Here is a 25,160-nt window from a genome sequence, read left to right as displayed (position 1 = left end):
TGCCCGGCCGACGATCGTTGGGAGTCTTCCGAAACGCCCCACCCCTGGCTTGAAGAGAATCTCGGAAAATTCAAGAAGCACCATCACCCAGGGCACCACGACGTCCGGCCTCGACGCGGTATACCAGGATGCGGGATAGAAACGGGAGGTTGCTGAGCATGGCGATCGAGTGGAACCACATCGGGCAGCCTGCCTTCGACCGGCACGTCGAGGCGCTCCTCTACCGGTTGTTCAATGGTAAAACGATCACGGTGGACGGACGCGGTGGCGACGGGGGCATCGATGTCAGCGTAATCACCGATGCCGGACTGCGGATCTTCCAGCTGAAGTACCACCCCGACGGCTTCCCTGGCTCCTACCGAGGCCGCCGTACGGCAATCAAGAAGTCGTTCCACAAGGCCATGCGCCACCAGCCGGTGGAATGGACTCTGGTCGTGCCATGCACGCTCAGCCCTTCGGACCGGGCATTCGTCGATAAGCTCTCCGTCGGTCTACCGGTCAAGGTCTCGGTCATGGACCGCACAGCCCTCGACAGCGGCTTCGCCGCGCATGCGGACCTGGATGCCTTCTTTACCCGCGACCAGGCACGCGAGGCTGCTCGGGACTTCCAGCGCGAGGAGGTCCTCCTCATAGATGACGAGGACCTGGACCAGCGCGTACGCGCACTGGGAAACCGGGCGGACAACGTGGATTCCGACTGGACCTGGGATTTCCAGCGTCAAGGCAATACCGTCATCCGGACCCTTCGCGGCAAGCACTCGCTCGCGCACGAGACCAGCCCCGTCCGGATCCACGTGATCGGCCGTCCCGAAGCCATGACACCGCAACTCACCGCTGCACTCGACCGCGCCCTGGGGTATGGAATTGCCGAGGAAGTGGACCTACCCCCCGAAGCCGTAGAAAGCCTGACGGTTGACGGCCCTCCATCGCTCGCGAAGACCGTCACCGACGTCCGCGTGACCTGGAAACCCGAACCCTCCACCGCCCACGTTGGCACCCCTGTCGCATTGGCCTTCCTCGGCACTGATGACTCACCCGCTGCCCGCTACGTCGGACAACTGGTCACCGTCGGCAAAGGCGGCCTGGGCGCCTCTATCGACGCCGACATCCACGGCACCCGCCTACAGGTCCTCCTCCCTTTCAGTAGCCAGCTGACCGCCACGCTGCGGTACACCTACGACCTGGACGGCAAGGAACCAGCTGAGGCGATGAAGATCCTTCGTCTTCAGCAACGCCTCCTCCGCGGGGGACCACTGCAGCTGACCGTCAACGGCGCACAGGCCGGCACTGGAACCCTGCCCGCCACTGCCGACACCGACGTCGAATCCACCCTCGCTAACCTCCTGCTCTACCTTTCCGATCTCGACGTCGTCCAGCGCCACTGCGAGACCTACTTCCCCGCCCCTCTGACCTACACCGGCGAGGAACGCATCGACCTACGCGTTGCCCGACTGCTCGTTGAAGGCCGCTGCCTGGCATCCCCCGACGCTGGCACCATCACCGTCACCCTCAGTGGCAGCGAGAGCCCAGCCCTGCACACCCTTCTGAACGGCCAACCTCAATGCCTGCGGATCGCTACCCCCGGATTCGAGATCACTATCGGCGGCCACACCTTGGACATTGGCCCCGTCAATCTCTTCCACACGCGCGTCACCGCCGACAATGACTTGGAAGCCATCGCCGCTCTTAAGGACGGCCGCGGAGCCGGCATCGAAGTCGTCTTCCGTCCCCAGGACGGCGAACACTTCCGTGTCTACCTCGCCAGCGGCCCCGACGATCAGCCCCTGATACCCACCCCACTCGGCCTGCCCGGCTACATCGATCCCCGTTGAGTGCCTCGATGCTCGCCCGCGCGACCATCCAATTGGATCAGCCAGGGCTGCTAGCGAGGCTCTGACCGGCAAGGAAGACTGTCACACGAGGCGTAGAACAGGACGTGTGTCAGCCACTCCCAGCAGGTCACGCACCCTCTCAGGCTTCCAGGCCAGCTCTCTCGCCAATTCGTGGACGGTAAGGCCCGACTCTCGACGAGCAAGATCGAACGCTTGACTCAGCATCACAGGCTGCTCACCAGGGAAACCAGCGACAGGTTCAGGAGCGAAGCCTGGCTGCTTGGAAAGCGCCGCAAGCCGTTGGTATGCCCGGCTCGCGCTGGCCTCCGAGGTCAGGCCGAGCTCACGGCAACGGTAGATGAGAGATTTGACCGAGACACCCCATGTACGAGACAAGTCAGCAAGGTGGGCGAGATTCATCCGGCTCGGAAGAAGCGGCTTGATGTACTCCGGGGGGGTGAGGAAGGCCGCAGCAAACGCGTTTGCCTCATGTTCCTGCGCAGCATCTCCAGTTGAGGCCGAGTGCAGCACCAGGTGACCGAGTTCGTGTGCGGCGCTGAAGCGATGACGGTACACATCGTCAACACGGTTAGGTGTCAGAATCACAAGAGGTCGGGGCAGTCCGGCGCTAGCGAAAGCATCCACTTTGGCAGCGCTCGCATCCGCGACCGACGGCGCGACTACAACGATTCCGTGGGCCTCCATCTGACGCACGAGGTGACGGACGGGCCCCTTCCCAAGACCCCAATGTCGACGCAGTTCACGTGCAGCCGCGACCGGTTCCGCTGGCAGGTCCACACCCGGATGGACCTCGCCACCAGCAAATCCTGGGAGGTCGACCCAGGGTAGCTGAATGCGCTTTTCCAGAGCGTGGGTCAGTTCCCAGACCTGCGCTGCGAAGCCAAGGGCACGGTCCCGCTGTGCACCGCTTGTCGAACGCAAGGCCCGGAAGTGGGCCATGGAGGTGTCGAGTTTGCCCATTGGACGCCCAGCCAAGAAGAACTCAACCGGCACATCCAACACATCGGCGAGGCGGGGCAACAGCTCCCGACGGGGCTTGCTGCTCCCCGTCTCGTACTGACCCACAGCTGCGGGAGAGACACCGATCCGAGTAGCGACTTCCTTCTTGGTCATGCCTGCCAAATGACGGGCCTGAGTAAGCCTGGGTGGATGGAAGGCATCCCAGACTGCCCTCGGCGATACGTCGTCGACGGGGCCAAGGTTGGGGATGGTGGGCTGCTCAGTCCTCTTCACTTGCGGTCGCGTCGTCTTCCGTTGGCTCGGGCTTCTCGGTCTGAGGGGAGATGCCCCGACCGCGCTCGTGAGCGCTTCGCTCGGCCATCAGCACCTCGGGCGGGGCCCCGGCATCAAAACGATCTTCGTCTCGCTGCTGGGGAACGGAGGCCAGCGTAGCCGTGCCATCCGAAGACAGCAGCTCAGGCTCGGCGAGCCATCGCAGAGCACCGCTCCCATCCACGAGTTCCGCCTGTCCCCACCACGCTCGGTGGAGGCCACTGTGGTCGGTCTCGTACATGACGAGTACAAGACGCGGTCGGGGATCTCGGGCCGCCAACTCAGCCAAGGAATGACGCACAACAAGCTCTGGAACATCCAGTCCCAGGAGCGGGTCCTCGACCCAGCGCGGCCGACCGGAGTCTGTAACGGCGAACAGCTCTCTCACCACGCCAGACAACGACTTCTTCGGCCACTGGTCGCCCGGCTCCCGATCCACCCCTTCGATCCAGACCGGATAGAACAGCCGATTCATGACCAGAATCAGCTCGTACCACGTACCAGTCTTGATGAGCTCCGTTTCTGGAAGATCCAACGCCTCTAGATACTGCGCGAGCCTCTCGAACTGGTTCGTCATCCGTGCACCGGCTGGCGCGAAGTTCCGCCGCGAGTTGGCGACTGCCTTCACTTCCAGCATCGTCTTGCCAGTGATCCGCAGCGCTGCCAGCACCGCGTCTCGGACCTCGGCCGCATGCTCGCCGAAGTCGTCCTGCGCCCAGGCAGGGAGGGAACCACTCACGCAGCACTCCTAGGGTGAGAGCTTTCACCGTCTCGGGCAGCTTACACCCAGTGCTTCATTTATCTACATCAATCTTGCGCTTCTGCTTCAGCGGCCAACGTCGACCGGAAGCACTCCGCCTCTCGCTGCCAGTCCCTGCGCCCCAGCACGCACCTGCCCGGGTCCCGTGTAATAGCTGGGCGATCTCCCCCAGCGGTCGAAGTTCAGCCCCGCCCACTGAGGCCTGCAGACCAAAGAGCCAGCCGCTCCGCCGAGCAGCAGCACCCCAGGGCCCAGGGCACTTTCAGGGCACATGGGCGTGAAAAGTGCCGCCGAACAGCGAAGACCATGAAAGGTCGTTTTCGCTGATCAGCGGCACTTTCACCGCATCGTCGCAGGTCAGCACAGTGCCCGCGCAAATAGCTCCACAAATGGCAGGACTTCGCCAACCGGCTGCATGACGCGGGACACCAGCTGTACTGCCTGATGTGGCCCTGAGCTGCGGGTTCTCTGCCGGGCGATGATCGTCAGCGGGTCGCCCGGCAGGCCGTCCGGGGAGGGCTGCTCAGGTCGCCGGTGCACTGTGCGTGCAGATGACGGAGCCTTCTCCCTCGGCCTGGCCCGGTCCCTTCTCGAGACTGTCGGTGGCGGAGGCCATAATCGCCACCGTCACGATCACTGCACCGACGGAGGCCGCTGTTGTCCTCGCTTCACGACTTTGCGACCTGGGAGCCTCTGCTACGCCTCCTGCGGACCACCCACGCGGAGACCCTCGCAGCGCAGGGCGGCCACGTGGCGGGAAGGATCGGCCAGAGCTCGTGGAGCGTGCCCCTGCAGCGGCGGCGGCCGCAGCCCGGGCGCGCCATGCTGGTCTCGGACAGGCAGGAGGAGTTCGACGCGATCGAGCGCGTGCAGAACGCGCTCCCGCTCCCCAAGTCCGCAGACGCCCACATCGCCTTCACCGCGGAGATCCCTCCCAGCGGGAAGACCGTGCTTCACCTGTTCAATCCCAGTCCCGCCGCATATCCCGGCATCGGCAACGCCCACCCGGAACGTGTCAAGTCAAATGAGACGTTCGTACGGTTATGCGCTCTGTTGTGCTGATTCGGGTTCTCTGCGTTTGGCGGGGTCGTTGATCCACGCCTGATCGGGGATCTTGGGCGGGCGGGGGCGGCGGGCGAAGCGTTCGGGGTGGCGGGCGTATGCCTCGTTGAGCGTGACGGCGCGCTGGTCCTGGACTTGGCCGGCGGTGCCGAAGTGCACGGACGCAGGCGTGTGCAGCCCGATGCCCGAATGGCGATGCTCATGGTTGTAATAGGCAATGAATGAGTCGAACCACTCGCGTGCGTGGTTCAGGGAGTCGAACCGCGCCGGGTAGTCGGCCATGTACTTCGTGGTTTTGAACTGGCTTTCGCTGTACGGGTTGTCATTCGAGACCTTGGGGCGCGAGTGCGAGCGCGTCACGCCCAGATCGATGAGCAACTGCGAGACTTTCTTGCTGGTCATCGAGGTGCCGCGGTCCGCGTGCAGGTGCTCGGGGGCGATGCCGTTGCGTTCGACGGTCTCGCTGATCAACTCCTCGGCGCGCTCGGCCGATTCGGCCATCTCCACGGTGTAGCCGACGACGTAGCGGCTGAAGATGTCGATGATGACGTAGGCGTGGTACCAGATGCCCTTGTCTGGTCCGGCCAGTTTGGTGATGTCCCAACTGAAGACCTGCGAGGGGGCGGTGGCCACGAGTTCGGGGATGGACTTGGCGGCGTGGGTGGCCTGGCGGCGGCGCTCGCCGGTCTGGCCCTGGGCCTCCAGGATCCGGTACATCGTGCGCACTGAGCAGTAGTAGCGGCCCTCGTCCAGTTCGCGCGCCCAGATCTGGGCAGGTGCCAGTTCGGCATAGGCCGGGCTGTTCATCAGTGCCAGGATCCGCGCGCGCTCCGCCGGAGCCAGAGCTGAGGGCGGCGAGGGGCGCGGAGCGCGCTCGCGCGGCGGGGGCGGGTTGAGCCGACGGTAGTGCGTGGCCCGTGAGCGACCGGTCAGCCGGCAGGCCGCAGTGGTGTTCAACTCCCGCTCCAGCGACTGGAAGAGCTCGTCGGCGACCTGCTCGGCCTCGGCTTTCAGCCCGCACTCTTGGAGAGCAGTTCCAAGAGTGCGGAAGCTTTTCCCAGCAGCTCCAGGGCGGCGTCCTTCTGCGCCAGCTCCCGTTCCACGACGGCCAGCCTCTTGCGCAGCCGCTCGGCCTCGGCTGCTTCGGCGGGCCTCTTGGGGCGTGCGGGCGAGGTCCGCCGGTCGGCGAGCGTGGCCATCGCTCCGGCGTCTCGCGCGGCCCGCCACTCGATGATGTGCGAGTGGTACAACCGCTCGCGGCGCAGGACCGCGCCCTTCTCCCCGCTGGGGGCGGCATCGTACTCAGCGACGATCCGCAGCTTGTATTCCGCCGTGAACGTGCGCCGCTTCGGCCGCGGGGCCGGGTCGGGCTCGGGGGCTGTGCGTGAGGTGGTGGTATTGGAAGCCATGCCGGGAATCTCCTGTCTCGCCCATCCAGACTAACCCGGACGAACCGGACGTCTCAGTCGAGACTGTCAGAGAGGGACCCAGGCGCACTGATCCTGGTCGAGGACGCCGTGCCCGAGCCCTGGCGCCGCCTTCCCGAGCCCGTGCCTGGCGCGCAGCCGGCGCCGTCCGTGGACCTTGCGCTGCTGGAACGCACCCTTCGGGAGCGGATATCCGACGCCATCGGCGCCACCGAGGAGGAGATCGCCGCAGCGGAGGCCCGGCTGGGCGTAGCGCTTCCCGAGGAGATCAAGGTGCTCTACCGGGTCACCCGCGCGAGATGGGAGGGCTGGGGTGACGGTGACTACGAGACGGCGAAGCGCGTCTTCGAGGCCGTGGGCTTCGAGCTGTGCTCCCTGGATGGCCTGTCCATCGCCAACGTTTCGAGCCGTCACTTCCGTTGGGAGCACGGAGCGCGGGAGGTGGCTGTCACCTCGCCTGACGCGGCTGTGCAGGACCTGGCCGGCTCGCCGGGATGGATCGTCATCGGCAGCACCGGCGGCGGGGACCAGGTCGCGGTCGACCTGACGCCGGGTCCGCGAGGCCACACCGGGCAGATCATCGTGCTCGACCACGAGCAGAGTATCGGCGCCAACCTCTTCGCCGAGTCCCTCACCGATCTGGTGCTCAGTCCGGACCGGAACTGGTACTCCGGCCGGGGCTGGGACCACCTGCCGTTCGCCGCGACGGTGCACCACCAGAGCCTCACGAGCATCGAAGCCGCGGCCCACCCCGACCTGGAGGTCCTGAGCCTCGGCGTGTGGGACCGTGAACCGCTCAGTCTGGCTCCGGTCATCGGGCTGCCCCGCCTGCGTAGCCTTTTCGCCTATCCCGGCACGCTCGCGGACCCGCTGGAGATCGCCAGGCTGACCGGGCTGGAATTCCTCGAACTCACACCAGAGGACTGGCGCGTCCTGCTCGATGCCGGTGCAGTCCCGCGCAGCCTGTCGGCAGCCTCCATCAGCGTTTTCAGCAACCGGGATCCACGCCCGATCGTAGCTCTGGCGAATGAAATCCTCGCTCTGTGGGACCGCCCCCTGATCACCGAGACGGTGGTCGATGGCGACTTGGGGCCCCTGCCGCAGCCGCAGTGATCGACACCGTCCACCGACCCTCGGCTGTTTCACTGGCCCGACTTCGGCGGCACCCTTTGCTGGGCGACGGTGCGGACGCGCTCGTCAAGGTCGCGGACGGCGCGGTTCTGCCGGTACGGCCGCAGGCTGGTGCGCATGGTCTGGAAGTGGTCATCACCGCGGACCGAGGAGACGAAGGCGTAGTCGTCGAGGAAGGTCTGCCACGTGCCACAGGCAGCCTCGACCAGTTTGATGGCTTGGACGTAGTACTGCTGAACCAGGCCGTGGGCCTTCTCGTACATGGCCATCCAGCCGGTGAGGTAGACCAGGTCGGAGGCGGCGGAGCCGACGAGTGACCGTCCCAGCCCTGCTACGAGCGGCCCTCGGCCACGACCGACAGCAGCGGGGCGACCGCCTCCCGCAGCGTCTCGGGGTCACCTCGCCGAGGAGTGCCACAGCGGCCCCGGCCTGCTGCAGGTGGGCGGCGTTGTGGGCCTGCTCGTTGCCGGCCGAGGTGGCCAGTGGAACCAGCACCGACGCCTTGCCCAGAGCGGTGATCTCCGCGATGGTGCCCGCGCCGCTGCGCGAGACCACCACGTCGGCCAGGGAGAGCACGTAGGGCAACTCAGGTCCGACGAATCCGGTCAGGAAGTAGCGGCTCATCAGCTGGGCGGGGAGCGCGGCGGCGCGGGCCGCCAGCTCCTCGACGGCGGCCGGCCCGCACTGGTGGATCACGTTGGCCCGCTCCAGCAGCCACGGCAGGACGGCGGCGACGGCCTGGTCGATCTGCCGGGCCCCCTGGGCGCCCCCGGTAACGTAGACGGTCGGCAGCCGCCGGTCGAACCCGTCCAGGCCAAGAGCCATGACGGCCTTGTCCGCGCTGCCTGCGAGCACTTGCGCGCGCACCGGATTGCCAGTCACCACGGCGGCACGCCGAGCCGAGTCGGGCAGCAACGGCAGCGAAGCCTCCGAGGAGGCTGCCACCCGCGCTGCAACGCGCGCCAGCTCCCTGCTCACCAGGCCCAGCCGCACCGTCTGCTCATGGATCACCAACGGCACCCGGCACACCTTCGCTGCCAGCCCGATCGGGACAGCGACGTATCCACCGGTGCCCAGCACCACGTCCGGGTGGATGCGGGAGACGATCGAACGCGCCTGTGCGGCGCCCAGGGGCACCCGGCCCATGTCCTTCGCGTTGGCCACCGCAGCATCCTCAGCGGGTTGCTGGAGCGGCGAATCTTGCCCGCGGCCACCGGGGTGAAGGGAATGCCCTCACTCGTGGCCACGCGCTCAAGTGACCAGTTCATCGACCCCGCGTCATGCATATTAAACAGCGATATATGACAGTTCCGCGCATACTCATGGATCGATTTAGCAAATCCGCTACTACAGACAAGCGCGCCATAGTTTGCCTTGACGTCTCTCATGACGCCAGCCAACGCATCAATTCCGTCAATGCTGGCAGGGCGCCCATGATCCTTGGCATCCAGGATTCCAAGGAAATCTGAATCCGAACGCCGTACTGATACGTCGATCTGACGCTTTCGCCCAGACAGCTGCCCTACAATTTGGTCGCTCCACGTCACCTGAGCACTGGGTTCAAGCTCCGAGAGGATCTTCGCCACCAGCTGTTCGAACTCAACAGACTTCTTCATCATCAGCTCCGAAGCGGCTTACGCCGTCTCGACATTGTCCGTGATCGCCAGGGATCAAGGCTAGCCGCCGCCACGGACAGCCCGCGAATATGTGGGCTGCGGTTGCCTCCGAGACCTGGCTGCCTCAGTTGCCTGCTGTCGGTCCACATTGCGAATGTCCCTTCCGGGCTCGGTTATGAGCAGTCCCAATGGTGGCCGACTGGCCGATCAGGGCATTTGAGGCATTGGAAGATGTAGACGCCACCGGCATCGCCGATCATGATGCCTGCGGCCTCGCACACTGCTTGGCCCTCGCGGGGGACCGTCCTCTCTCGTCCCGTGGCGCCGCCACGGTCCTCGACGGGCAGCCAGGTGCGCCAGGATTCTCCGTCATACTCCCAACTGCTCATGGTGAGCAGGTGCTGCATCGTCTGTCCGCAGTTCCCGCATTCCGGCCAGTCCGGCTCCTGTGTCCAGCTCGGGTACCCGCCGAGTTTGATCCCCGGCGCGCCAGCGAGGTGGTAGTGGTACTTCCAACCAGTCGTGGCCTCAAGTTCCTTGAAGCGTCCCCGCAACGACTCGAACATATCCTCCGGCACATCGCAGCTCGGGTACTCGGTTACCGGCTCCGGGTGAATCACGCACGGGTTCGGCGTGGCCTTCTCGGTCGGCCTACTGCTCACTGGCATCGGAGGCAAGGACTCGAGAACCGGACCGACTGAGTCCGCCCGACGCCAGTGGACCTGCGGGGTCGGCGCGCTGCAGCCGTAGACGATGAAGGGGCACCACAGCACCTGGAGCAGGTCCGTACCCTCCGGAAAGGCAAGCTCAGGTACGTCCCGCTGGTAGATCTGCGCCACGCTGACGAGGGGGATGGGAACCCCTATATCAGCTTCCCCCCACGAGTGATGGCTACTGCTCGGGCAGATGGGCCAGGGCTCCTCCGCCGGCCAACGCAGCGACCCTCCCACCGAGCTCTGCTCAACCCCAGGACGGCCCTGGCGCGGGTGCAGGCGTATGGCAGTTAGGCGGAGCGGCGCCAGTTCCGGGAAGAGCACCTCCACATCCACGGGCTTGGGCGGTGTAGTGCGGGCCACGGTGACCTCCTGCAACTCGACTCGTGCGATCACGGACGACACCATAGGACCCACCCCTGACACCGGGCCGGTTGACCGTACCCACCATGGCCATCGGGGCCCACCCTGTGGGCAGCGCCCTCGAACAGCAACTGCGGCCGCTCGCCGATCATCTCGTCGGCCACATCATCGACGACTGCGGCCACATCATCCCGCTGCACCGCCCCGAGAGGCTGCTCAGCATTCTGGAACCGTTCCTCGCCGCGCCGCTGCCAAGCGTCAAGCCTCGCGCGGACTCAGGAGCCCCTCTGTCCGCGCTTGCGCCGCCGGCCGTGAGTGCGCCGCGTCAGCCGTGCTCAACGTAGCCGCAGTGACGTGTGAGACTCGCAGTGCGCGGACGGCGGGAGCCGACCGATGGCGAACGGAGCGCGGGAATGGTGCGTAGGTGGCCCGACGTGATCCGGTCCGCGGCCGATCCCGGCCGCCGCCGGATCTTCGAGCGTGGTGACGTGATCGGCGCGGGCGCGCTGATTGCCTGCATGGTGGTCTCGGTGATCGCGGCTGACGGGGCGGCGCTGAAGGTCGTCGTCGCCGTGCTCGGGCTCGGCGCGGAGCTGGGCATGGTGCTCAGTGGCCGGGCCCTGCCGACGCCGCTGACCTGGTTCGGCGTCGCGCTGACCATCGGGACCGGCTTCGCCGTCATGGCTCTCGTGCCCAACGGGCTCGGCGAGGTTGCCGTGCTGGCCGGCGCCGCCGTGCTGCCGATGTGCATCCCGGCCGGGCCGGTGCGCAACGCTTGCATCGCGCTGCTGGCGGTCGGCTTCGGCGTCGCGGTCATGGTGATCCTCGACAGCGTGGCCGGCCTGCTGTCAGCCGTCGGCATGTGGCTGCTCGCCGACCGTTCGATCGAGCACGCCGCGCTCCAGGCCGAGCGGGACCGCGCGGTCGCGCTGCTGGCCGAAGTGGAGGCGTCCCGCGCATCCCGGCAGGAGGCGGCGGCGCTCGAGGAGCGCAGGCGGATCGCCCACGAGATGCACGACGTGCTCGCGCACAGCCTCGCCGGACTGTCCATGCAGCTGCAGGCGATCAGGGCGATCGCGCGGCGTGACGGTGCTCCGGCGACGCTGACCGGGCCGCTGGACCGCGCCGCCGAGCTCGCGCGCGACGGAGTACAGGAGGCCCGCGCGGCGGTGAGTGTGCTGCGTTCCGCACCGCTCCGGGGCGTGGCCGATATCGGCGGCCTGACCAGGGGTTTTCCGGGCGAGGCGCGGCTGCGCGTCAGCGGCCGGGCCGGTCGGCTCACACCCGAGGCCGGGCACGCGGTGTACCGGGCGGTGCAGGAGGCCATGACGAACGCGGCGCGGTACGCGACCGGTAGTGCCATCGACGTGGACCTGGTGTGGGAGGGCTCCGAGCTGCGCGCTGTCGTGCGGGACCGTGGGCTGCCGACCGGTCGCGGCCCGTCGGGAGTACAGGGCAGCGGCACAGGGCTGCGCGGCATGGCCGAGCGGATCGAGGCCGTCGGCGGCTCGTTGACCACCGGGCCTGCGCCCGAGGGACCGGGCTGGCGGATCGCGCTCCGTGTGCCGGTCGTGGAGGACGCGGGCGGCGCTATCGCAGGCGGCACTAACGTACCTGGCACTGGCACTGGCTCCGGAACTGGCGCCGGAACTGGCACTGACGCCGGCGGCATGACGGCAGACGGGAAGGCAGACGCGTGACGATTAGGGTGCTGGTCGCGGACGACCAGGCGGTGGTACGAGACGGGGTGGTGCTGCTGCTGACCTCGGCGGAGGACATCGAGGTGGTCGGGCAGGCCGGCGACGGGAACGAGGCGGTGCGGCTCGCCGTGGCGGAGCGGCCCGACGTCGCCCTCGTCGACCTGCGGATGCCCGGGCTCGACGGCGCGCAGGTGACGGCCGAGATAGTGGCAGCGGGCATGGAGACACGGGTGCTGATCCTGACGACGTTCGCCGACGACGACGCGGTGATGCCTGCGCTGCGGGCCGGCGCACTCGGCTACCTGACCAAGGACGCAACCGGCGAGGCGGTGCTGGCCGCGGTCCGGGACGTGGCGGCCGGTCGGACCGTCCTCGACCCGGCCGTGCAGCGGCGGCTCGTGCAGCTCGTCGTGACGGAGCCCAAGGCGCCCGCCGCCGCGCCCGTGTCCTCGCCGGCGGCGTTTCCTCCCGAGGCCGAGGGGCTGACCAGGCGCGAGGTCGACGTCGTCCGGCTCCTGGCGAAGGGGCTGAACAACCGGCAGGTGGCGCGCGAGATGGTCGTCAGCCAGGCGACGGTGAAAACGCACCTCAACCACGTCCTGGCCAAGCTGGCGCTGGAGGATCGCGGCGCGCTGATCGCCTGGGCCTGGCGCTTCGGCCTGGTCGACAACACCGAGTGGTAGCGGCGCGGACTTCAACCCGGGTTGCACCCCTGGGTTGAAGGAGTTCGGGGCGCGTCGGCGGATGCTCTTAGACATGACAACGACCGACTGGTTCATCGACATCGCGCTCCTGCTCATCGTTCTTCGCCAGATGCGCGAGGAGCGGCTGACCACCCGCACCATCCTGCTCCCGCTCGGCATGATCGCCTGGGCCGCCAGCAACTACCTGACCAACATCCCGACCGCCGGCAACGACGTGCTGCTGGCCGTGGTCTTCGCGGCCACCGGGGTCGTCTTCGGCCTCGCCGGCGGCCTGCTCACCCGCGTCCGGCACGCCGGCGGGCACGTGCTGATCAAGGCCTCCCGCGGCGCGGCCGCACTCTGGATCATCAGCATGGGCTTCCGGCTGGGCTTCGCGGTGTGGTCCACGCATCCCTCCGGCGCCGCGCACGTGACCAGCTTCTCCGCCGCGCACAACATCACCAGCGGCCAGGCCTGGGTCGTCGCCCTGCTCCTGATGGCGGTCGGCGAGGTCGTCGTCCGCCTGGGCACGATCATCATCCGCGGCCAACTGCTGCAGGCACGGGTCGACCGCCACGCGAACAAGCCGGCCCACCGCCCGGGCGTCTACGTCTGAGCCCCAGCTCATCTTGCTCGACACCCCATCCGCACATGATCAGCACGGAGGTTCCTCATGTCCGCATCGCACCGCACGCCGCGTGCCCGCACCCTGCCTCGGCTGGCCGTGGCCGTGGCCACGGTGGCCCTCGGAGCGGTCGCCTGTTCGCCCGCCCGTCTCCCGCCACCGCCCTTGATCGGAGGCGCCAACGCGCCGCTGCATCCCGTCGGCGGCCACGTGGCCAGCGCTTCGAGCAGTGCTTCGAGCAGCAAGCCGAGCACGCAGGCCACGGCGATGACCGCTACCACGGCGGCGTCCACCACAGCGGCGTCCACCACGGCGGCGTCGACCGTCGTCGCGAACTCCGCGCTGAGCGGGCCGGGCGCGTTCCTCGGGCCGGTGCGCCAGATCCCGGTCGACGGCATCAGGATCGGCTATCGCCAGTTCGGCTCCGGCCCCGACCTCATCATGGTCATGGGCGACACCGGCACCATGAGCGACTGGACGGTCGACCTGCTGAGCCGGCTCGGCCGGCACTACCACGTCACCATCTTCGACAACCGCGGTGTCGGCTACACGAGCGACGACACCTCGGTCCCCGACACCATTCCGCTCATGGCCGACGACACCGTCGGTCTGATCAAGGCGCTGGGTCTGCAGCACCCCGCGCTGCTCGGCTGGTCGATGGGCGGCGAGATCGGCCTGACCGTCGCCGCGCTCCACCCGGGTGCGATCAGCGCGCTCGTCAGCACCGGCGGTGACCTCGGCGGCAGCCAGGCCATCAACACGCCGCCCGCCGTGGCCGAGGAGCTCAACAGCCCCAAGACCACGGGGCCGCAGATGCTGGACCTGCTCTTCCCCGCCGACGCCACCGCCGCGCGGACCGCGTACATCGAGCAGCTCGGTCTGATCCCGCCGGAGAAGGTCGGCAATGAGACGCTGCTGCGTCAATACCAGGCCGGACAGGCGTACGAGTCCTTCGAGGGCACCTGGGACAAGTTGCCCGACAGCACCATCCCGATGCTGATCACCAACGGCTCGCTCGACGAGATCACCCCGCCCGGAAACGCGAGCATCATCACTCAGCGGGCCAAGCACGCCAAGCTGGTCCTGTTCCCTGACGCCGGCCACGCGATGCTCGTCCAGGACTCCGGCCGGTTCGTCTCCCTGGTGACTCGGTTCACCAAGGCGTCAGGCGTCGAATAACAGACCCGCTTCCGACGGCGACGGCCGCGGCTCGCGTCCGCAGCTCGGCTCCTTCGTCAGGCGGACGACGAACCCGTCAGCCCGGCGGGGTCAGCCCGACACACGGTGGGTGGCGGCGAGCAGAGCGCGCAGGGGGGCGGTGTCGGGTGTGTCGGCGACGGCCGCGTCGATGGCGTCGTCCATGCCGTTCTCCCACGCTTCGGGCAGGGCGAGTCCCGGCTTCCCGGACCAGCCTATGTCCGCGGTGGCGTGTCCGGCCTCGGCGAGATGCAGGTGGACCATGCCCGCGATCCCGTCGAAGACCTTGGGCCGCATGTAGTCGCGGGCCAGCGACCCGGTCAGTCGCGACTCCTTGTCCGGCTTGGGGATACGGTGGGCGACGTCCCTCCACAGCAGATCGCGGTCGATCGCGTCGAGCACCTCCTCCAGACCGGGCAACTCGTCGTTCGCCACTCTCTCGTCCCTGGCACCTCGGCGTCCGGTCGCCGTGCCGTCCGCGGCTCGGGCCTCGGAGCGCAGCGCCCGGGCCACGGCGACTCTCAGCGGCTGCGACCAGCCCTCGGCGTCGGAGACCGCGCGGGCCATGACGAGCTCGTCCCAGCTCATACGCGGCAGCCCCGCCACCTCCTGCGGCAGCGTGAGCGCCTCCAGCGCAGCGAACACCCGCTCCGGGTCGCGCAGCAGAACGAGCGCGGTCGTCCCGTCAGCCGACCCGTCGGGTCTGCCGTCGGCCGGCAACTTCTCGATCAGGGCGATTCGTTCGGCAGTCGGCGGGTGCGAATCGTATGCGTGCGGACGCCGTGGACGCTTCCCGGCGGAGAGCGCAGCGAGCCGCTCGTCCGACCGGGCGGCGAGCAGGCGCGGGAACCCGGCGTGCACCTCGCCCACAGGCGGCAGCGCTCCCAATGGCTTGCCCATCCCGGCGTAGGTTTCGAGATAGTGATCGTGCGCGGCACTGAGGACCGGAATGATGCGCAGCGCGGCCGCCATCGCGTCACGGCCTCCATGCCGAGCGGCCACTTGGTCGGCTGCCAGTTCCTGTTGGCGGGCCACGGGTTGCGAGGTCCGCAGGAACATCCGGGCGTAGGCGACGTACAGCGAGCCGATGAGGTGGGACAGTCGGGTGCCGCTCTTGCCGAACGCCTCCACCGTGTGGAGCACCGCTGCCCGGCCGCGCATGGTGACCGCGCCGAGCCGGGTGTCACGGTTGCTGTAGTGCCCGAACTCGTGCGCCAGGACGGCGCGCAGCCGCGGCACGGTCAACCCGGCGAGCAACGGCAGGCCCAGGACCATGCGGCGCCGTCCGGGCAGCAGCCCCAGCAGGCGGCTGTTTTCGGAGACCCCCGCGTTGACCTCGCCGAACAGGTAGAGCTCGTCGGGCGGCCGCTCCCCGGTCGCTTCGGCGGCGGCTCGCACCTGATCCCACAGCTCGGGCTGCTCCTCGGGCGTCACCGCGACCGCGTGCGACGCGGGCCCCAGACGCCCGGCGCGCAGAAAGGCGAACATGCCCCGCAGGATCGCCACCCCCGCTAGTGCGGTGCCAATCAGGATCATGGGTATGAACCAGGCCACGGCTGTGATGAACGATGGCGTCATCAGCAGCCAGTCGACCGTCGCCATGGCCGCCAGCAGAACCAGCCCCATCAGATAGAAGCCCGCCAGCAGTACCAGCGCGCGAACGGCGCGCAGTCTGAACGTCATCGCAGTATCCCCCACAGGACTCGGCCGGCCCGGATCGGCCGAGCAGCGTTCGCGGATCGTACCGCCAGCCTTCCACGCAGGTCAGCTGCCCCGTGGCTTCGGCCGTCAGGCCGTGCGGGTGCTTCTGTCCCGGTAAGGGTCACCTGATGGCCAATTCGGTAGCGGCTGGGACCTCCGGAGCGAGTTCCACGGACCGCGCCAACTGATCGCCAATCAGATGACGAATCAGCGTCGATCAGCTTCTCACCAGCCAGAACAAAGTCACCAGCAGCTTACGGTCACCAGCGTGAACGCACCCCATGACATAGCCCACTGGATGATCCACCTGCTCTGGAAGGACACCGCCCGGCAACTCACCGTCATCCTCCTGAGCGCCGTCGGTTTTGTCTCCCTTCTCCAGTCGCAGCGTTCGCGCCGCCCCGGAAGGTACTGAGCACGGCCATGGGACTCGCCGGACTCTCCGGCCGGGAGTGGATGATCCAGAACCGCGTAGGCGACGGCGCTCTCGAACCAGCGCCGGATCCTCCACCTCGGCCGGAGCATTCAGTTCGGTGGAGGGCCGTGTCGATTGCGTCGGCTGCCTTTCGGTAGCGCCGAGACAACATGTCAGCTGGTGAGACGCTGCAGGTAGTCGCCCTGCGCCAGGCCGAAGAGCTCGGCTGCGGAACCCCCGCGCACCACCAGTTCGGCGAAGCCGAATCCGGAGCTGCCGGTGGTCACGCCCGGCTGCCCCTGCGGGACGTCCGGCAGCCGGTCGTAGCAGGGGACCTCGACCAGGCGGCCCTCGCGGCGGCTGTGGACCTGGACGGTGCCAGAGGCGTGACCGGGGACGGCGTCGGCCAGGTGGTCCAGCTTGCAGTTGCCGAAGTTGTCGACGACGGCGATCCGGGGGCCGGAGGCCGTCGTGGCCGTTTCCGCCGTCTCGGCCGTCTCGGCCGTCTCGGCCGGGGCGACTGCCTGCGGCTGGGCGGGGACGGGGTGGCCGTCCACCAGCCAGCGGGCCAGCAGCGGGACGTACCAGAGGCTGCGGAACTGGGTGCGGGCGATCTCGTCGACCTGCTCGGGGCTGAGGTCGGCCCACTGGCCCGCGGCAGCCTCAAGGACCTCACGGACGTCGGTGACCTGTACCTTCTCCAGACCCAGGTGGGTGGCCAGGAGGGACAGCACGCGGGGGTTCCAGGTGCTGACGACGAGGTGCCCGCCGTGCTGGAACCAGCAGAACGGGACGCCGTTGGGCCAGTGGCCGTCCCTGGGGGCGATGTTGACCAGGATGACGGTGGGGTGGGTGGGGGCGCCGGTCAGCTCGGTGGCGCGCAGGGTGCTCAGCAGGGTGAGTGCCGCGGCGCCCTCCGGGTCGTCCCCGGCCAGCGGCAGGATGCTCGGCGTGCTGCCGAACAGGGCGGCGATCCGGGCCGACTGGCGAGCCAGGGCATCGGGGTCGACGCAGTCGGTGAGGGAGATGACCGGTCGGTGGGTCATGGTGCGTTCCTGTCCTCTGAAGATCTGAGAAGCTGTTTTGGGCAACAAAAAAGGACCCTCCATCCGGAGGGTCCGTCGCGTCGAGCGCACACGGCTTCGCTAGCGAAGCACCTCCGGGGGCGGGGGCATCATTCGCATCATGGCGAGGGTGGCGGTGTGCTGCATGAAGCGGAGCCTAACACCGCTCCTGGGTGTTCCTGCAAATGCGCTGCGGAGAGAGGGAACGGGGCGCAGACCGCCCTAGGGGCGGCGACGCAGGGCGCCAGCCCTACTGCCTGATGCACCTCTGACCTGCGGGTCTGCGGACACGCCTGGTCGGCCCCACCAATATCGAGGTCCTCGCCCAGGAACTGGTGGTGCACCCACAAACACAACGGACCGGGGTAGCGGCCGATACGACTGTCTGCGCCCGGCGCCCGGGGCCACCGACAGGCTGCAACGGCGGCGCGGGGCAAGAGGATTGGTCGCCCCGGCAGGCGCGCTGTCCCGCGCCGACGGATGTCGGTGCGGGACAGTCGGTCCTGACCTGGAGGGTCCCTGCGCCACAGGGCGGTTGTTGCTAGCAGCCGCCGTAGCGGGTGGAGCCGGTGGTGCCGCCGGTGGCGTAGATGTGCTGGTCTCCAAGGGCGACGAGGCCGCAGGAGTAGCCGTTGACGCTGACGCTCGCCCACACGAACCAGGTGTCCGGGCTGGCGGCGTGGATGTCCGACGCCAGTGAGTACGCGTCAGGACCGGCGGTCGACCAGGTCAGGGGCTTGTCGACCAGCCCGTTGCTGGATTCGAGGCTCACCGTCACCTGGGCCGTCGGATAGGTGTTCCGGAACGCCGTGGACCACTGCCAGTGCGCCTGGGCGTTGCCGTTGCACGAGTTGTACTGCTGCTCCACCTGGCCGGCGTACATCCCGTAGAGCTTGAAGTTGCCCGGGCTGCCGATGTTGATGGTCGAGCAGGACGCGGGGCGGACCGCGGCCTGGGCCGCTCCCGCCGTACTGACCGCGCTGCCCACGGTCAGGGCCAGCGCGGAGAGGGTCAGCACGATCGCACGGAGGACTCTGTTGTGCCTCAAGTCACCACTCGCTCTCTCTGGGATACGCGAAACGGGGGCTTCCCGGCGCCGGGGGCCGACGGTACTTCTGTGACGGGCATCACTTAAGCATCTTCGACAGGAAGTAACAAGATGTAGATTATTTTTTGCAAAATATGAACTATCGGATGAGATTCTCCACTTTCTCCTCCCGGCCGATGGAGAACGCCGGCTACCAACACAGGACCCCAACTGGCAGGCCGCATAGGGCGACCGGCTGCCGCGGGGGCTGACCGAGTGCCCGCGTTCCGGTTTCTCAGACGGTTTTGAGTTCTCTTAAAGTTGTAGACCACAACCCGGCAGGCACACTCCCTCCCATGTTCCCGACTCCCCGCCCCTCCCTCTCGGTCGTTCCGATGTCCGCCGCGGCGGACGCGACGTCAGGGGCAGCCCCGGAGGCGAGACCGAAACAGCGGGACCCCTTCTTCGACAACGCGAGGTACCTGGCCATCGTGCTGGTCGCGGCGGCCCACTCCTGGGAGCCGCTGATGGGCGGCAGTCGGGCCGTGAAGGCCGCCTACCTGGTGGTGTACGCCTTCCACATGCCGGCCTTCATCATCATCTCGGGGTACTTCTCCCGTGGCTTCACCGGAAAGCCGGAGCAGATCAAGCGACTGCTGACCGGCCGTGGTGCTGCCCTACATCGTCTTCGAGACGGCCTACAGCCTGCTGCAGCGCTGGGCCGGCCACGACGGGCACCCGATCAGCCTGATCGATCCGTACTACCTGACGTGGTTCCTGATCGCCCTGTTCATCTGGCGGATCACCTCGCCGATCTGGAAGCTCGTCCGCTGGCCGCTGCCGATCGCCCTGGTGATCGCCGCGCTTGCCACCACGTCACCTCAGATCACCGGCGCCCTCGGCATGCAGCGGGTGCTCCAGTTCCTGCCGTACTTCGTGGTCGGACTGCTGATCCGGCCGGAGCACTTCGACCGGGTCCGGCGGCACGGCGCGCGGCTGATGGCGGCCCCGGCCTTCGTGATCGCGTTCGCCTGCGCCTATCTGATCGCGCCCCATGCCGATGCCGCGTGGCTCTACCACGAGGACGCCGCGGTGACCCTCGGAGCGTCCTGGTGGGCCGGTCCGGTCATGACCTTCGCCCTGTTCGCCTGCTCCATGACCCTCACCGCCTGCTTCTACGCCCTGGTACCGCGGCGGACCATGTGGTTCACCACGCTGGGCGCGGCCACCCTCTACGGCTATCTGATGCACGGGTTCGTCCTGAAGGCCAGTGTGTACACACATATCTTCTCCACCCAGGACTGGCTGCACAGTCCGGGCGGTGAACTCCTGGCGACCGCGGTCGCCTGCGCGGCGGTCACCGTGTTCTGCACAAAGCCGTTCCGCAAGGCACTTCACTTTGTGATGGAACCAGAGATGGCCTGGGCCTTCCGGCAACCAGGAGCGGCCGGTGAGTCCTCGCATCACGACTCGCCGTGGCCCGGGTTCCCTCGACGCCGCCCGAGGGGCAGGAAATAAAACGTACCCAAAACAAGTGACCATCGCCGACATTATGATCATTATTTCAGCGGGCGGGTAATTCGCCACGCCGCCGTTCGGGACATTTTCGCAGCTCAGTCATGGCGATTTTCAGCCAACAATCTTTTCCGGAGTGTGCGGCAGATTATTGCGGACAGACAGTTTGTTGTCGGCCGAAGAATATCTCCGGTCGCGAAAACCGAAGGACACCCTATGCGCTTCACGCGCAGCACTGTTTCCCGCACTCTGCTGGTCGCCACGATCGCCGTGGTCGGCCTCACCGTGACTCCCACCCTGGCTTCCGCGACCAACCGCGCCGACGCGGGCATTGCCAGGCCCCAGACCATCCTCGGGCTGTCCGGCAACAACGGCGCCAACGGCGTAGGAAGCGGCGGCGGCATCGGTGGCCTCGGCGGCACCGGCGGTGCCTCCGGCGCGAACGGCAACGGCGGTGTCGGAGGCGGCGGCGGCAATGCCAACGGCAGCGGAAGCGTCGGTGGCGCCGGAGGCGCGGGCGGTGCGGGTGGGGCCAACGGCAACGGCGGCGCCGGGGGATCCGGCGGCGCGGCCACCCTGGGTGGCACCGGCGGCAAGGGCGGGGTGGGCGGCGTGGGTGACGCCGGCAGCGGCATCGCCGGCGGCAAGGGCGGCAACGGCGGTGCCTCCACGGCCGGCGGCGTGCACAAGGGCGGTACGGGCGGCGCCGGCGGCGCGGCCAGCCCGGTGTGTCCCGGCCAGCCCGGTGGCAACGGCACCGCCGCCACCTTCACCGCGGACGGCACCACCGGCGCGACCGGCACCGCGGGTCACACCACACTCCCCTGCTGAGCACCAGTTCTGAGGACATCTGAACGGAGCACCCCAGGTCGGCGACCTGGGGTGCTCCGCTGCTCCACGATCAAAAGATGAGGCGCCCAGCGGGAGCCGGCTCAGGGGGTCGGGCTGAACACCCGGTCGCGGGTCAGGTCCAGTGCGGTCAGCACCGCGCCCTGCAGTACCGCGTTGTCCTCGACCCCGGTCGCGCGGACCTCGGTGGGCACATGGGTGAGCCCGGCCAGGCAGTCCGCGACCCTGGCCGCCAGGGCTTCCCCGCCCGCCCGGCCGACGCTGCCGCCGAGCACCACCAGGCCCGGGTCCAGCACCCTGACCACGCCGGCCGCCCCGGCGGCGATCCGCTCGGCCAGCACCTGCTCCCCCAGCTCCGCCGTGGTCCGCGGATCGACCGCGAAGCAGAGGTCGGTGCCGGCGACCTCCAGCAGCCCGAACTCCCCGGCCCCGCCGGAGGCCCCGCGCCGCACCCGCCCACCGAGGACGACCGCGCCACCGACCCCCTCGTCCAGCCAGAACAGGACGAAGTCCTCCCGACCCAGGTCCGATCCGGTCCGCAGTTCGGCGACGGCGGCGAGATTGGTCTCGTTCTCCAGCAGCACCTCGGGCGGACGCCCTCGACCGCGAGCCGTTCCCGCAGCTGGGACAACAGGTCGCCGTTCCATCCCGAGATCCCGGCGCAGCTGACCAGGTCGCTGGTGTGCGGATGCACCATCCCCGGGGCCCCGAGCACCACCGCGTGCAGCGGGCGGCCCCCGGCTGCCTCCGTCACCGCGCGGGCGATCTCGGCGGTCAGGTCGCGTCCGGTCGGCCCTGCCGCCCGGCCGACCGTACGTCCGGTGAGGTCGGCGACGGTGACCTCGACGCCGCGGCGCCGGATGTCCACCCCGGCGACATGGGCCCGCCCGGCGACCAGCGCGTACAGCCGGGCGTTGGGGCCCCGCCGCTCCTCGCCGGACTCCCCGCCGGCTTCTACCAGGCCTGCCTCGCGCAGTCGTTCCACCAGGTCGGCGACGGTGGGGCGGGACAGCCCGGTGAGGTCGCGCAGCTGGGGGGCGGAGAGCGGTCCGTGCTTCAGCAGAAGGTCCAGGGCCAGCCGGTCGTTGATCGCGCGGGCCATGGCCGGGGTCGCGGTCTTCGCGGGGGCAGAGGTACGGCTGCCGGTGGGGGCGCTCATGCGGCCATATTAGCCAGGAAGCCTGCCTGTAAACTCTTTTCATCAGGAAGCCTGCCTGATAATTTACTCACCGTGACCCGACACCTGACTCGACCCGTGACCCGACCGGCCCGACTCCTGACGCACCACCGCGCCATCGGCCTGGTCTTCACCGTGCACGGAGCCGTGGCCGGAAGCCTGACCACCTGCATCCCTTGGCTCAGCTCCCACTACCACCTCAGCCCCGGGCTGCTGGGCCTGGTGCTGTTCTGCCCTCCCGTCGGCGCATTCGTGGCGATGCCGATGGCCAGCCGGCTCGCCCACCGCCTGGGCGGGCGGCGCACCGTCCGGCTGCTGATCGCCCTGTGGTGCGTCCTGCTGCCGCTGCCGGTGCTGGCCCCCTCAGCGCCCTTTCTGTTCGGCGCGTTTCTGCTGTTCGGCGCCGGGGCCGGGATCAGCGACGTGGTGATGAACGCCCACGCCGTGTCGTTGGAACGACAGTTGGGACGGTCGATCATCAGCGGGCTGCACGGGCTCTGGTGCGTCGGCTGTCTGATCGCGGGCGGCCTGGGCATCCTGACGGCCCGTTACCACATCGGGGCGCAGGCCCACCTGCTCGCCACGGCGGCCCTGCTGCTGGGCGTCGCGCTGGTCGCCGGACGGAGCCTCGCGCCCGACAGTCCGGCGGCGACCGGCGCCCCGGCCCCGCGCCGCTTCTCGCTGCCGACCAAGGCGATCCTGGGCATCGGCGTGGTCGGCTTCTTCGGCACCTTCGCCGAGGGGGCCACCGCCAACTGGGCCGGGGTGTACGTCACCAAGGTCGCCGACGCCGGCCCCGGGGCCGCCGCTCTGGCCTTCACCCTGTTCACCGCCTGCATGGCCGGGACCCGCCTGGTCGGCGACCGCTTCATCCGCCGGTTCGGCGCGGTGACGGTGGTCCGCGCCGGCGGCGGCCTCGCCGCTCTGGGCGGCGGGTTGATGGTGGTGGCCCGCACCCCCTGGCTCTGCATGGTGGGGCTGGCGCTGATCGGCGTCGGCGTCGCCGTGGTCGTCCCGCTGGTCTTCACCGCGGCGGGCCGGACCGGCGCGTCGGCGGGTGAGGGCGTGGCCGGCGTCGCCACCATCACCTACCTGTCCGGACTGATCGCCCCGGCCGCGACCGGATGGACCGCGGGCACCTTCTCCTACCCGGCGGCGTTCGGGCTGATCACGGTGATGGCGGCGCTGATGGCACTGCTCGCCGGGGTGCTGCGGCCGCGCGGCGGCGCGGGCAGCACGGGCAGCACGGGCAGCACGGTGGCGGCGAGGGCTGCCAACAGCGAGGCCCGGCCGTCGCGGCCTGACGGCCGCGCTGCCGCTGTCGGCCGGGGCCGGGCCGGCTGCTGTCAGCGAGAGCCCGGCCGGCTGCTCGGCGGGGCGGGGCCGGCTGCTCGGTTGACGGTGGGGTGAGGCTGCCTCACTTCGGCAGCAGCAGCGCGATGTCGGACACCGGTCCGAGGCGGGCCAGCTTGTCGGGGTTGGACGCGGTGTGGATCGCGTGGATCACACCGTCGACCATGTCCAGCGCGACCACGTTGACCACGCGCTCGTCGGCGTCGTACATCACCATGCCCGGACGGCCGTTGATCCTGGCCGACCGAAAGGAGATGCCGAGTGTCCGAAGCCGGCGGAACCCGCCGACGAGCAACTGGGCGACCCGCCGCGGTTCGGTCACGGACCTGCCGATCGCCCGCGCCTTGCCGCCGCCGTCCCCCTCGGGCAACCAGTCGCCCACATAGGCCTCCCGCCGTACCCGCGCCGAACCCAGGTGGTTGATGCCCAGCCGCGTCACCGCCGTGGCCAGGTACGCCTTCAGGTCGGCGATCACGGTCCCCGCCTGGCGCGCCCGGGTCAGGCCGAGGAAGGCGTCCTGGACGATGTCCCCGGCGTCGCCCACGGACCCGGTCACTGCGCCACCTCCTCGACCGCGCTGCGCCACCCCCCTCGGCAGGGTGGCGCACGTCACATTCGCTCCTGTCACAGTCCGCCGGGGTGCCCTGTCTTAGAGGGCACAACGGGGCAACAACAAGGAGCACACCATGGAAGCCCGACTGAACCTCTTCGCCAACCCGATCGCGGCCAAGTTCGGCAAGCACCTCGTCGCGGCGGGCAAGGTGCTCGCGGACTCGACGCTGCCGGTCGCGACGCAGGAGTTGGTGAAGCTGCGCGCCAGCCAGATCAACGGCTGCGGCTTCTGCGTCGACATGCACACCAAGGACGCCACGCACGCCGGGGAGACCGCGGTGCGCCTGAACCTGGTCGCCGCCTGGCGTGAGGCCACGGTGTTCACCGAGGCCGAGCGCGCCGCCCTGGAACTGGCCGAGCAGGGCACCCGCATCGCCGACGCGGCCGGTGGCGCCGCCGGCGCGGTTACGGACGAGGCGTGGGCGAACGCCGCCAAGTACTACGACGACGAGCAACTCGGGGCCCTGGTGTGCGTCATCGCCCTGATCAACGCCTTCAACCGCGGCAACGTCATGGTCCGCCAGCCCGCCGGCGGCTACCAGCCCGGCCAGCACGGGTAGCCGGAGATCCGCCGCGCTCCCTCCCACACCGGCCGCACCACCCCACACCGGCCGCACCACCACGGTGCGCCGCACCCCCGCAATGGAGAAAACTGATGAACATCGCTCTCTGGATCGTCGCCGGACTGCTCGCCGCCGCCTACCTGTTCGGCGGCGGCTACAAGGTGATCACGCCGAAGGAGAAGATCGCCGCTGCCGGGCCCAGCGCGAAGTGGGCCGAGGACTTCAGCGCCGGCAGCGTGAAGGCCATCGGAGCCCTTGAGGTACTGGCCGCGGTGGGCCTGATCGTGCCCGCCGCAGCCAACACAGCCCCGGTCCTGGTGCCGCTGGCCGCCCTCGGCCTGGTGCTCATCATGCTAGGCGCGTCGGTCACCAGAATCCGGCGCCACGAGGCCAAGTTCCTGGTGGTGGACCTGGTCTACGTCGCCCTGGCCGCCTTCGTCATGTGGGGCCGCTTCGGCCGCGCACCCTTCACCGGCTGAGCG

General features: G+C 68.8%; 21 protein-coding genes and 6 pseudogenes. 14 read left to right on the top strand and 13 right to left on the bottom strand.

The features are described 5' to 3' along the window. Positions 1 to 158: 158 nt before the first annotated feature. Positions 159 to 1,832 (top strand): hypothetical protein, encoded by a 1,674-nt coding sequence (locus tag ACXKR8_RS29935; protein ID WP_458267685.1) that lies wholly within the window; start codon positions 159 to 161, stop codon positions 1,830 to 1,832. An 81-nt stretch (positions 1,833 to 1,913) separates the two neighbouring features. Here the strand turns inward: ACXKR8_RS29935 and ACXKR8_RS29930 are convergent, their stop codons facing one another. Together ACXKR8_RS29930 and ACXKR8_RS29925 are read right to left on the bottom strand one after the other, a co-directional pair. Then, the gene (locus ACXKR8_RS29930; RefSeq protein ID WP_458267684.1) at positions 1,914 to 3,086 is read right to left on the bottom strand and encodes a helix-turn-helix domain-containing protein; all 1,173 of its coding nucleotides are present in this window, start codon (positions 3,084 to 3,086) and stop codon (positions 1,914 to 1,916) included. Beyond that, positions 3,073 to 3,864 (bottom strand): hypothetical protein, encoded by a 792-nt coding sequence (locus tag ACXKR8_RS29925; protein ID WP_458267683.1) that lies wholly within the window; start codon positions 3,862 to 3,864, stop codon positions 3,073 to 3,075. Before ACXKR8_RS29925 ends, ACXKR8_RS29930 begins: the two co-directional genes overlap by 14 nt. A gap of 678 nt (positions 3,865 to 4,542) precedes the next feature. Between ACXKR8_RS29925 and ACXKR8_RS29920 the strand changes: the two genes are divergently transcribed. Next, entirely contained in the window at positions 4,543 to 4,947 is a 405-nt protein-coding gene (locus ACXKR8_RS29920) for a hypothetical protein (protein WP_458267682.1), read from the top strand. On the opposite strand, the gene ACXKR8_RS29915 is transcribed toward ACXKR8_RS29920, so the two are convergent. Together ACXKR8_RS29915 and ACXKR8_RS29910 are read right to left on the bottom strand one after the other, a co-directional pair. Next, the gene (locus tag ACXKR8_RS29915; RefSeq protein WP_458274906.1) at positions 4,927 to 5,961 is read right to left on the bottom strand and encodes an IS3 family transposase; all 1,035 of its coding nucleotides are present in this window, start codon (positions 5,959 to 5,961) and stop codon (positions 4,927 to 4,929) included. The two genes, ACXKR8_RS29920 and ACXKR8_RS29915, sit on opposite strands and share 21 nt — an antisense overlap. Continuing rightward, positions 5,958 to 6,356, bottom strand: a complete 399-nt coding sequence (locus tag ACXKR8_RS29910; RefSeq protein WP_458266979.1) for a transposase — start codon at positions 6,354 to 6,356, stop codon at positions 5,958 to 5,960. The genes ACXKR8_RS29915 and ACXKR8_RS29910 overlap by 4 nt, the downstream gene beginning before the upstream one ends. A gap of 78 nt (positions 6,357 to 6,434) precedes the next feature. Here ACXKR8_RS29910 and ACXKR8_RS29905 point away from each other — a divergent pair. After that, positions 6,435 to 7,487: pseudogene (locus ACXKR8_RS29905) on the top strand (SMI1/KNR4 family protein); the annotation flags it as partial. A 29-nt stretch (positions 7,488 to 7,516) separates the two neighbouring features. Here ACXKR8_RS29905 and ACXKR8_RS29900 read toward each other — a convergent pair. The 4 genes and pseudogenes from ACXKR8_RS29900 to ACXKR8_RS29885 form a co-directional block, all read right to left on the bottom strand. Continuing rightward, positions 7,517 to 7,768, bottom strand: coding sequence for a hypothetical protein (locus ACXKR8_RS29900; RefSeq protein WP_458267681.1), 252 nt, complete (start codon positions 7,766 to 7,768; stop codon positions 7,517 to 7,519). A gap of 92 nt (positions 7,769 to 7,860) precedes the next feature. Continuing rightward, a pseudogene (locus ACXKR8_RS29895) lies at positions 7,861 to 8,755 on the bottom strand (UDP-N-acetylglucosamine--N-acetylmuramyl-(pentapeptide) pyrophosphoryl-undecaprenol N-acetylglucosamine transferase); the annotation flags it as partial. A 45-nt stretch (positions 8,756 to 8,800) separates the two neighbouring features. Beyond that, positions 8,801 to 9,121: pseudogene (locus ACXKR8_RS29890) on the bottom strand (restriction endonuclease); the annotation flags it as partial. Positions 9,122 to 9,294: 173 nt separating this feature from the next. Further along, positions 9,295 to 9,960: a YwqG family protein gene (locus ACXKR8_RS29885; protein WP_458267680.1), complete on the bottom strand. Its 666-nt coding sequence runs from the start codon at positions 9,958 to 9,960 to the stop codon at positions 9,295 to 9,297. Positions 9,961 to 10,262: 302 nt separating this feature from the next. Between ACXKR8_RS29885 and ACXKR8_RS29880 the strand changes: the two are divergent. The 5 genes and pseudogenes from ACXKR8_RS29880 to ACXKR8_RS29860 form a co-directional block, all read left to right on the top strand. After that, positions 10,263 to 10,541, top strand: a pseudogene (locus tag ACXKR8_RS29880) (alpha/beta fold hydrolase); the annotation flags it as partial. Positions 10,542 to 10,610: 69 nt separating this feature from the next. Further along, positions 10,611 to 11,897, top strand: coding sequence for a sensor histidine kinase (locus ACXKR8_RS29875; RefSeq protein WP_458267679.1), 1,287 nt, complete (start codon positions 10,611 to 10,613; stop codon positions 11,895 to 11,897). Beyond that, positions 11,894 to 12,580, top strand: coding sequence for a response regulator (locus ACXKR8_RS29870; protein WP_458267678.1), 687 nt, complete (start codon positions 11,894 to 11,896; stop codon positions 12,578 to 12,580). The genes ACXKR8_RS29875 and ACXKR8_RS29870 overlap by 4 nt, the downstream gene beginning before the upstream one ends. Positions 12,581 to 12,653: 73 nt before the next feature. Continuing rightward, a complete protein-coding gene (locus ACXKR8_RS29865; RefSeq protein ID WP_458267677.1) occupies positions 12,654 to 13,196 on the top strand; it encodes a hypothetical protein in 543 nt (180 codons plus the stop codon). 57 nt (positions 13,197 to 13,253) lie between these two features. Continuing rightward, complete coding sequence (locus ACXKR8_RS29860; protein ID WP_458267676.1) at positions 13,254 to 14,384, top strand: alpha/beta fold hydrolase; 1,131 nt, start codon at positions 13,254 to 13,256, stop codon at positions 14,382 to 14,384. 90 nt (positions 14,385 to 14,474) lie between these two features. Here ACXKR8_RS29860 and ACXKR8_RS29855 read toward each other — a convergent pair whose 3' ends face one another. Next, positions 14,475 to 16,085: a M48 family metallopeptidase gene (locus ACXKR8_RS29855; RefSeq protein ID WP_458267675.1), complete on the bottom strand. Its 1,611-nt coding sequence runs from the start codon at positions 16,083 to 16,085 to the stop codon at positions 14,475 to 14,477. Between the two features lie 286 nt (positions 16,086 to 16,371). On the opposite strand from ACXKR8_RS29855, the gene ACXKR8_RS29850 reads away from it, so the two are divergent. Then, on the top strand, positions 16,372 to 16,518 hold the full coding sequence (locus ACXKR8_RS29850; protein WP_458267674.1) for a hypothetical protein: 147 nt from the start codon (positions 16,372 to 16,374) through the stop codon (positions 16,516 to 16,518). Positions 16,519 to 16,691: 173 nt separating this feature from the next. On the opposite strand, the gene ACXKR8_RS29845 is transcribed toward ACXKR8_RS29850, so the two are convergent. Both ACXKR8_RS29845 and ACXKR8_RS29840 read right to left on the bottom strand, forming a co-directional pair. After that, the gene (locus ACXKR8_RS29845) at positions 16,692 to 17,564 is read right to left on the bottom strand and encodes an SAM hydroxide adenosyltransferase (RefSeq protein ID WP_458267673.1); all 873 of its coding nucleotides are present in this window, start codon (positions 17,562 to 17,564) and stop codon (positions 16,692 to 16,694) included. A gap of 559 nt (positions 17,565 to 18,123) precedes the next feature. Further along, positions 18,124 to 18,630 (bottom strand): hypothetical protein, encoded by a 507-nt coding sequence (locus ACXKR8_RS29840; RefSeq protein ID WP_458267672.1) that lies wholly within the window; start codon positions 18,628 to 18,630, stop codon positions 18,124 to 18,126. A gap of 335 nt (positions 18,631 to 18,965) precedes the next feature. Here ACXKR8_RS29840 and ACXKR8_RS29835 point away from each other — a divergent pair. Both ACXKR8_RS29835 and ACXKR8_RS29830 read left to right on the top strand, forming a co-directional pair. Further along, positions 18,966 to 20,127 (top strand): annotated as a pseudogene (locus tag ACXKR8_RS29835) (acyltransferase family protein). Positions 20,128 to 20,340: 213 nt separating this feature from the next. Then, positions 20,341 to 20,955, top strand: a complete 615-nt coding sequence (locus ACXKR8_RS29830; RefSeq protein WP_458267671.1) for a hypothetical protein — start codon at positions 20,341 to 20,343, stop codon at positions 20,953 to 20,955. A 101-nt stretch (positions 20,956 to 21,056) separates the two neighbouring features. Here the strand turns inward: ACXKR8_RS29830 and ACXKR8_RS29825 are convergent. Beyond that, positions 21,057 to 22,132: pseudogene (locus ACXKR8_RS29825) on the bottom strand (ROK family transcriptional regulator). A gap of 96 nt (positions 22,133 to 22,228) precedes the next feature. On the opposite strand from ACXKR8_RS29825, the gene ACXKR8_RS29820 reads away from it, so the two are divergent. Then, positions 22,229 to 23,560: an MFS transporter gene (locus ACXKR8_RS29820; protein ID WP_462099912.1), complete on the top strand. Its 1,332-nt coding sequence runs from the start codon at positions 22,229 to 22,231 to the stop codon at positions 23,558 to 23,560. A gap of 7 nt (positions 23,561 to 23,567) precedes the next feature. Here ACXKR8_RS29820 and ACXKR8_RS29815 read toward each other — a convergent pair whose 3' ends face one another. Beyond that, positions 23,568 to 24,059: a sigma-70 family RNA polymerase sigma factor family protein gene (locus tag ACXKR8_RS29815; RefSeq protein ID WP_458267668.1), complete on the bottom strand. Its 492-nt coding sequence runs from the start codon at positions 24,057 to 24,059 to the stop codon at positions 23,568 to 23,570. A 130-nt stretch (positions 24,060 to 24,189) separates the two neighbouring features. Here ACXKR8_RS29815 and ACXKR8_RS29810 point away from each other — a divergent pair, with 130 nt between their 5' ends. Continuing rightward, positions 24,190 to 24,675 (top strand): carboxymuconolactone decarboxylase family protein, encoded by a 486-nt coding sequence (locus ACXKR8_RS29810; RefSeq protein ID WP_458267667.1) that lies wholly within the window; start codon positions 24,190 to 24,192, stop codon positions 24,673 to 24,675. Between the two features lie 95 nt (positions 24,676 to 24,770). Then, entirely contained in the window at positions 24,771 to 25,157 is a 387-nt protein-coding gene (locus ACXKR8_RS29805) for a DoxX family protein (RefSeq protein WP_458267666.1), read from the top strand. Positions 25,158 to 25,160 lie beyond the last annotated feature (3 nt).

It is taken from the genome of Streptacidiphilus sp. PAMC 29251, from assembly GCF_054208735.2.
This window is presented reverse-complemented; position numbering and strand designations above follow the sequence as displayed.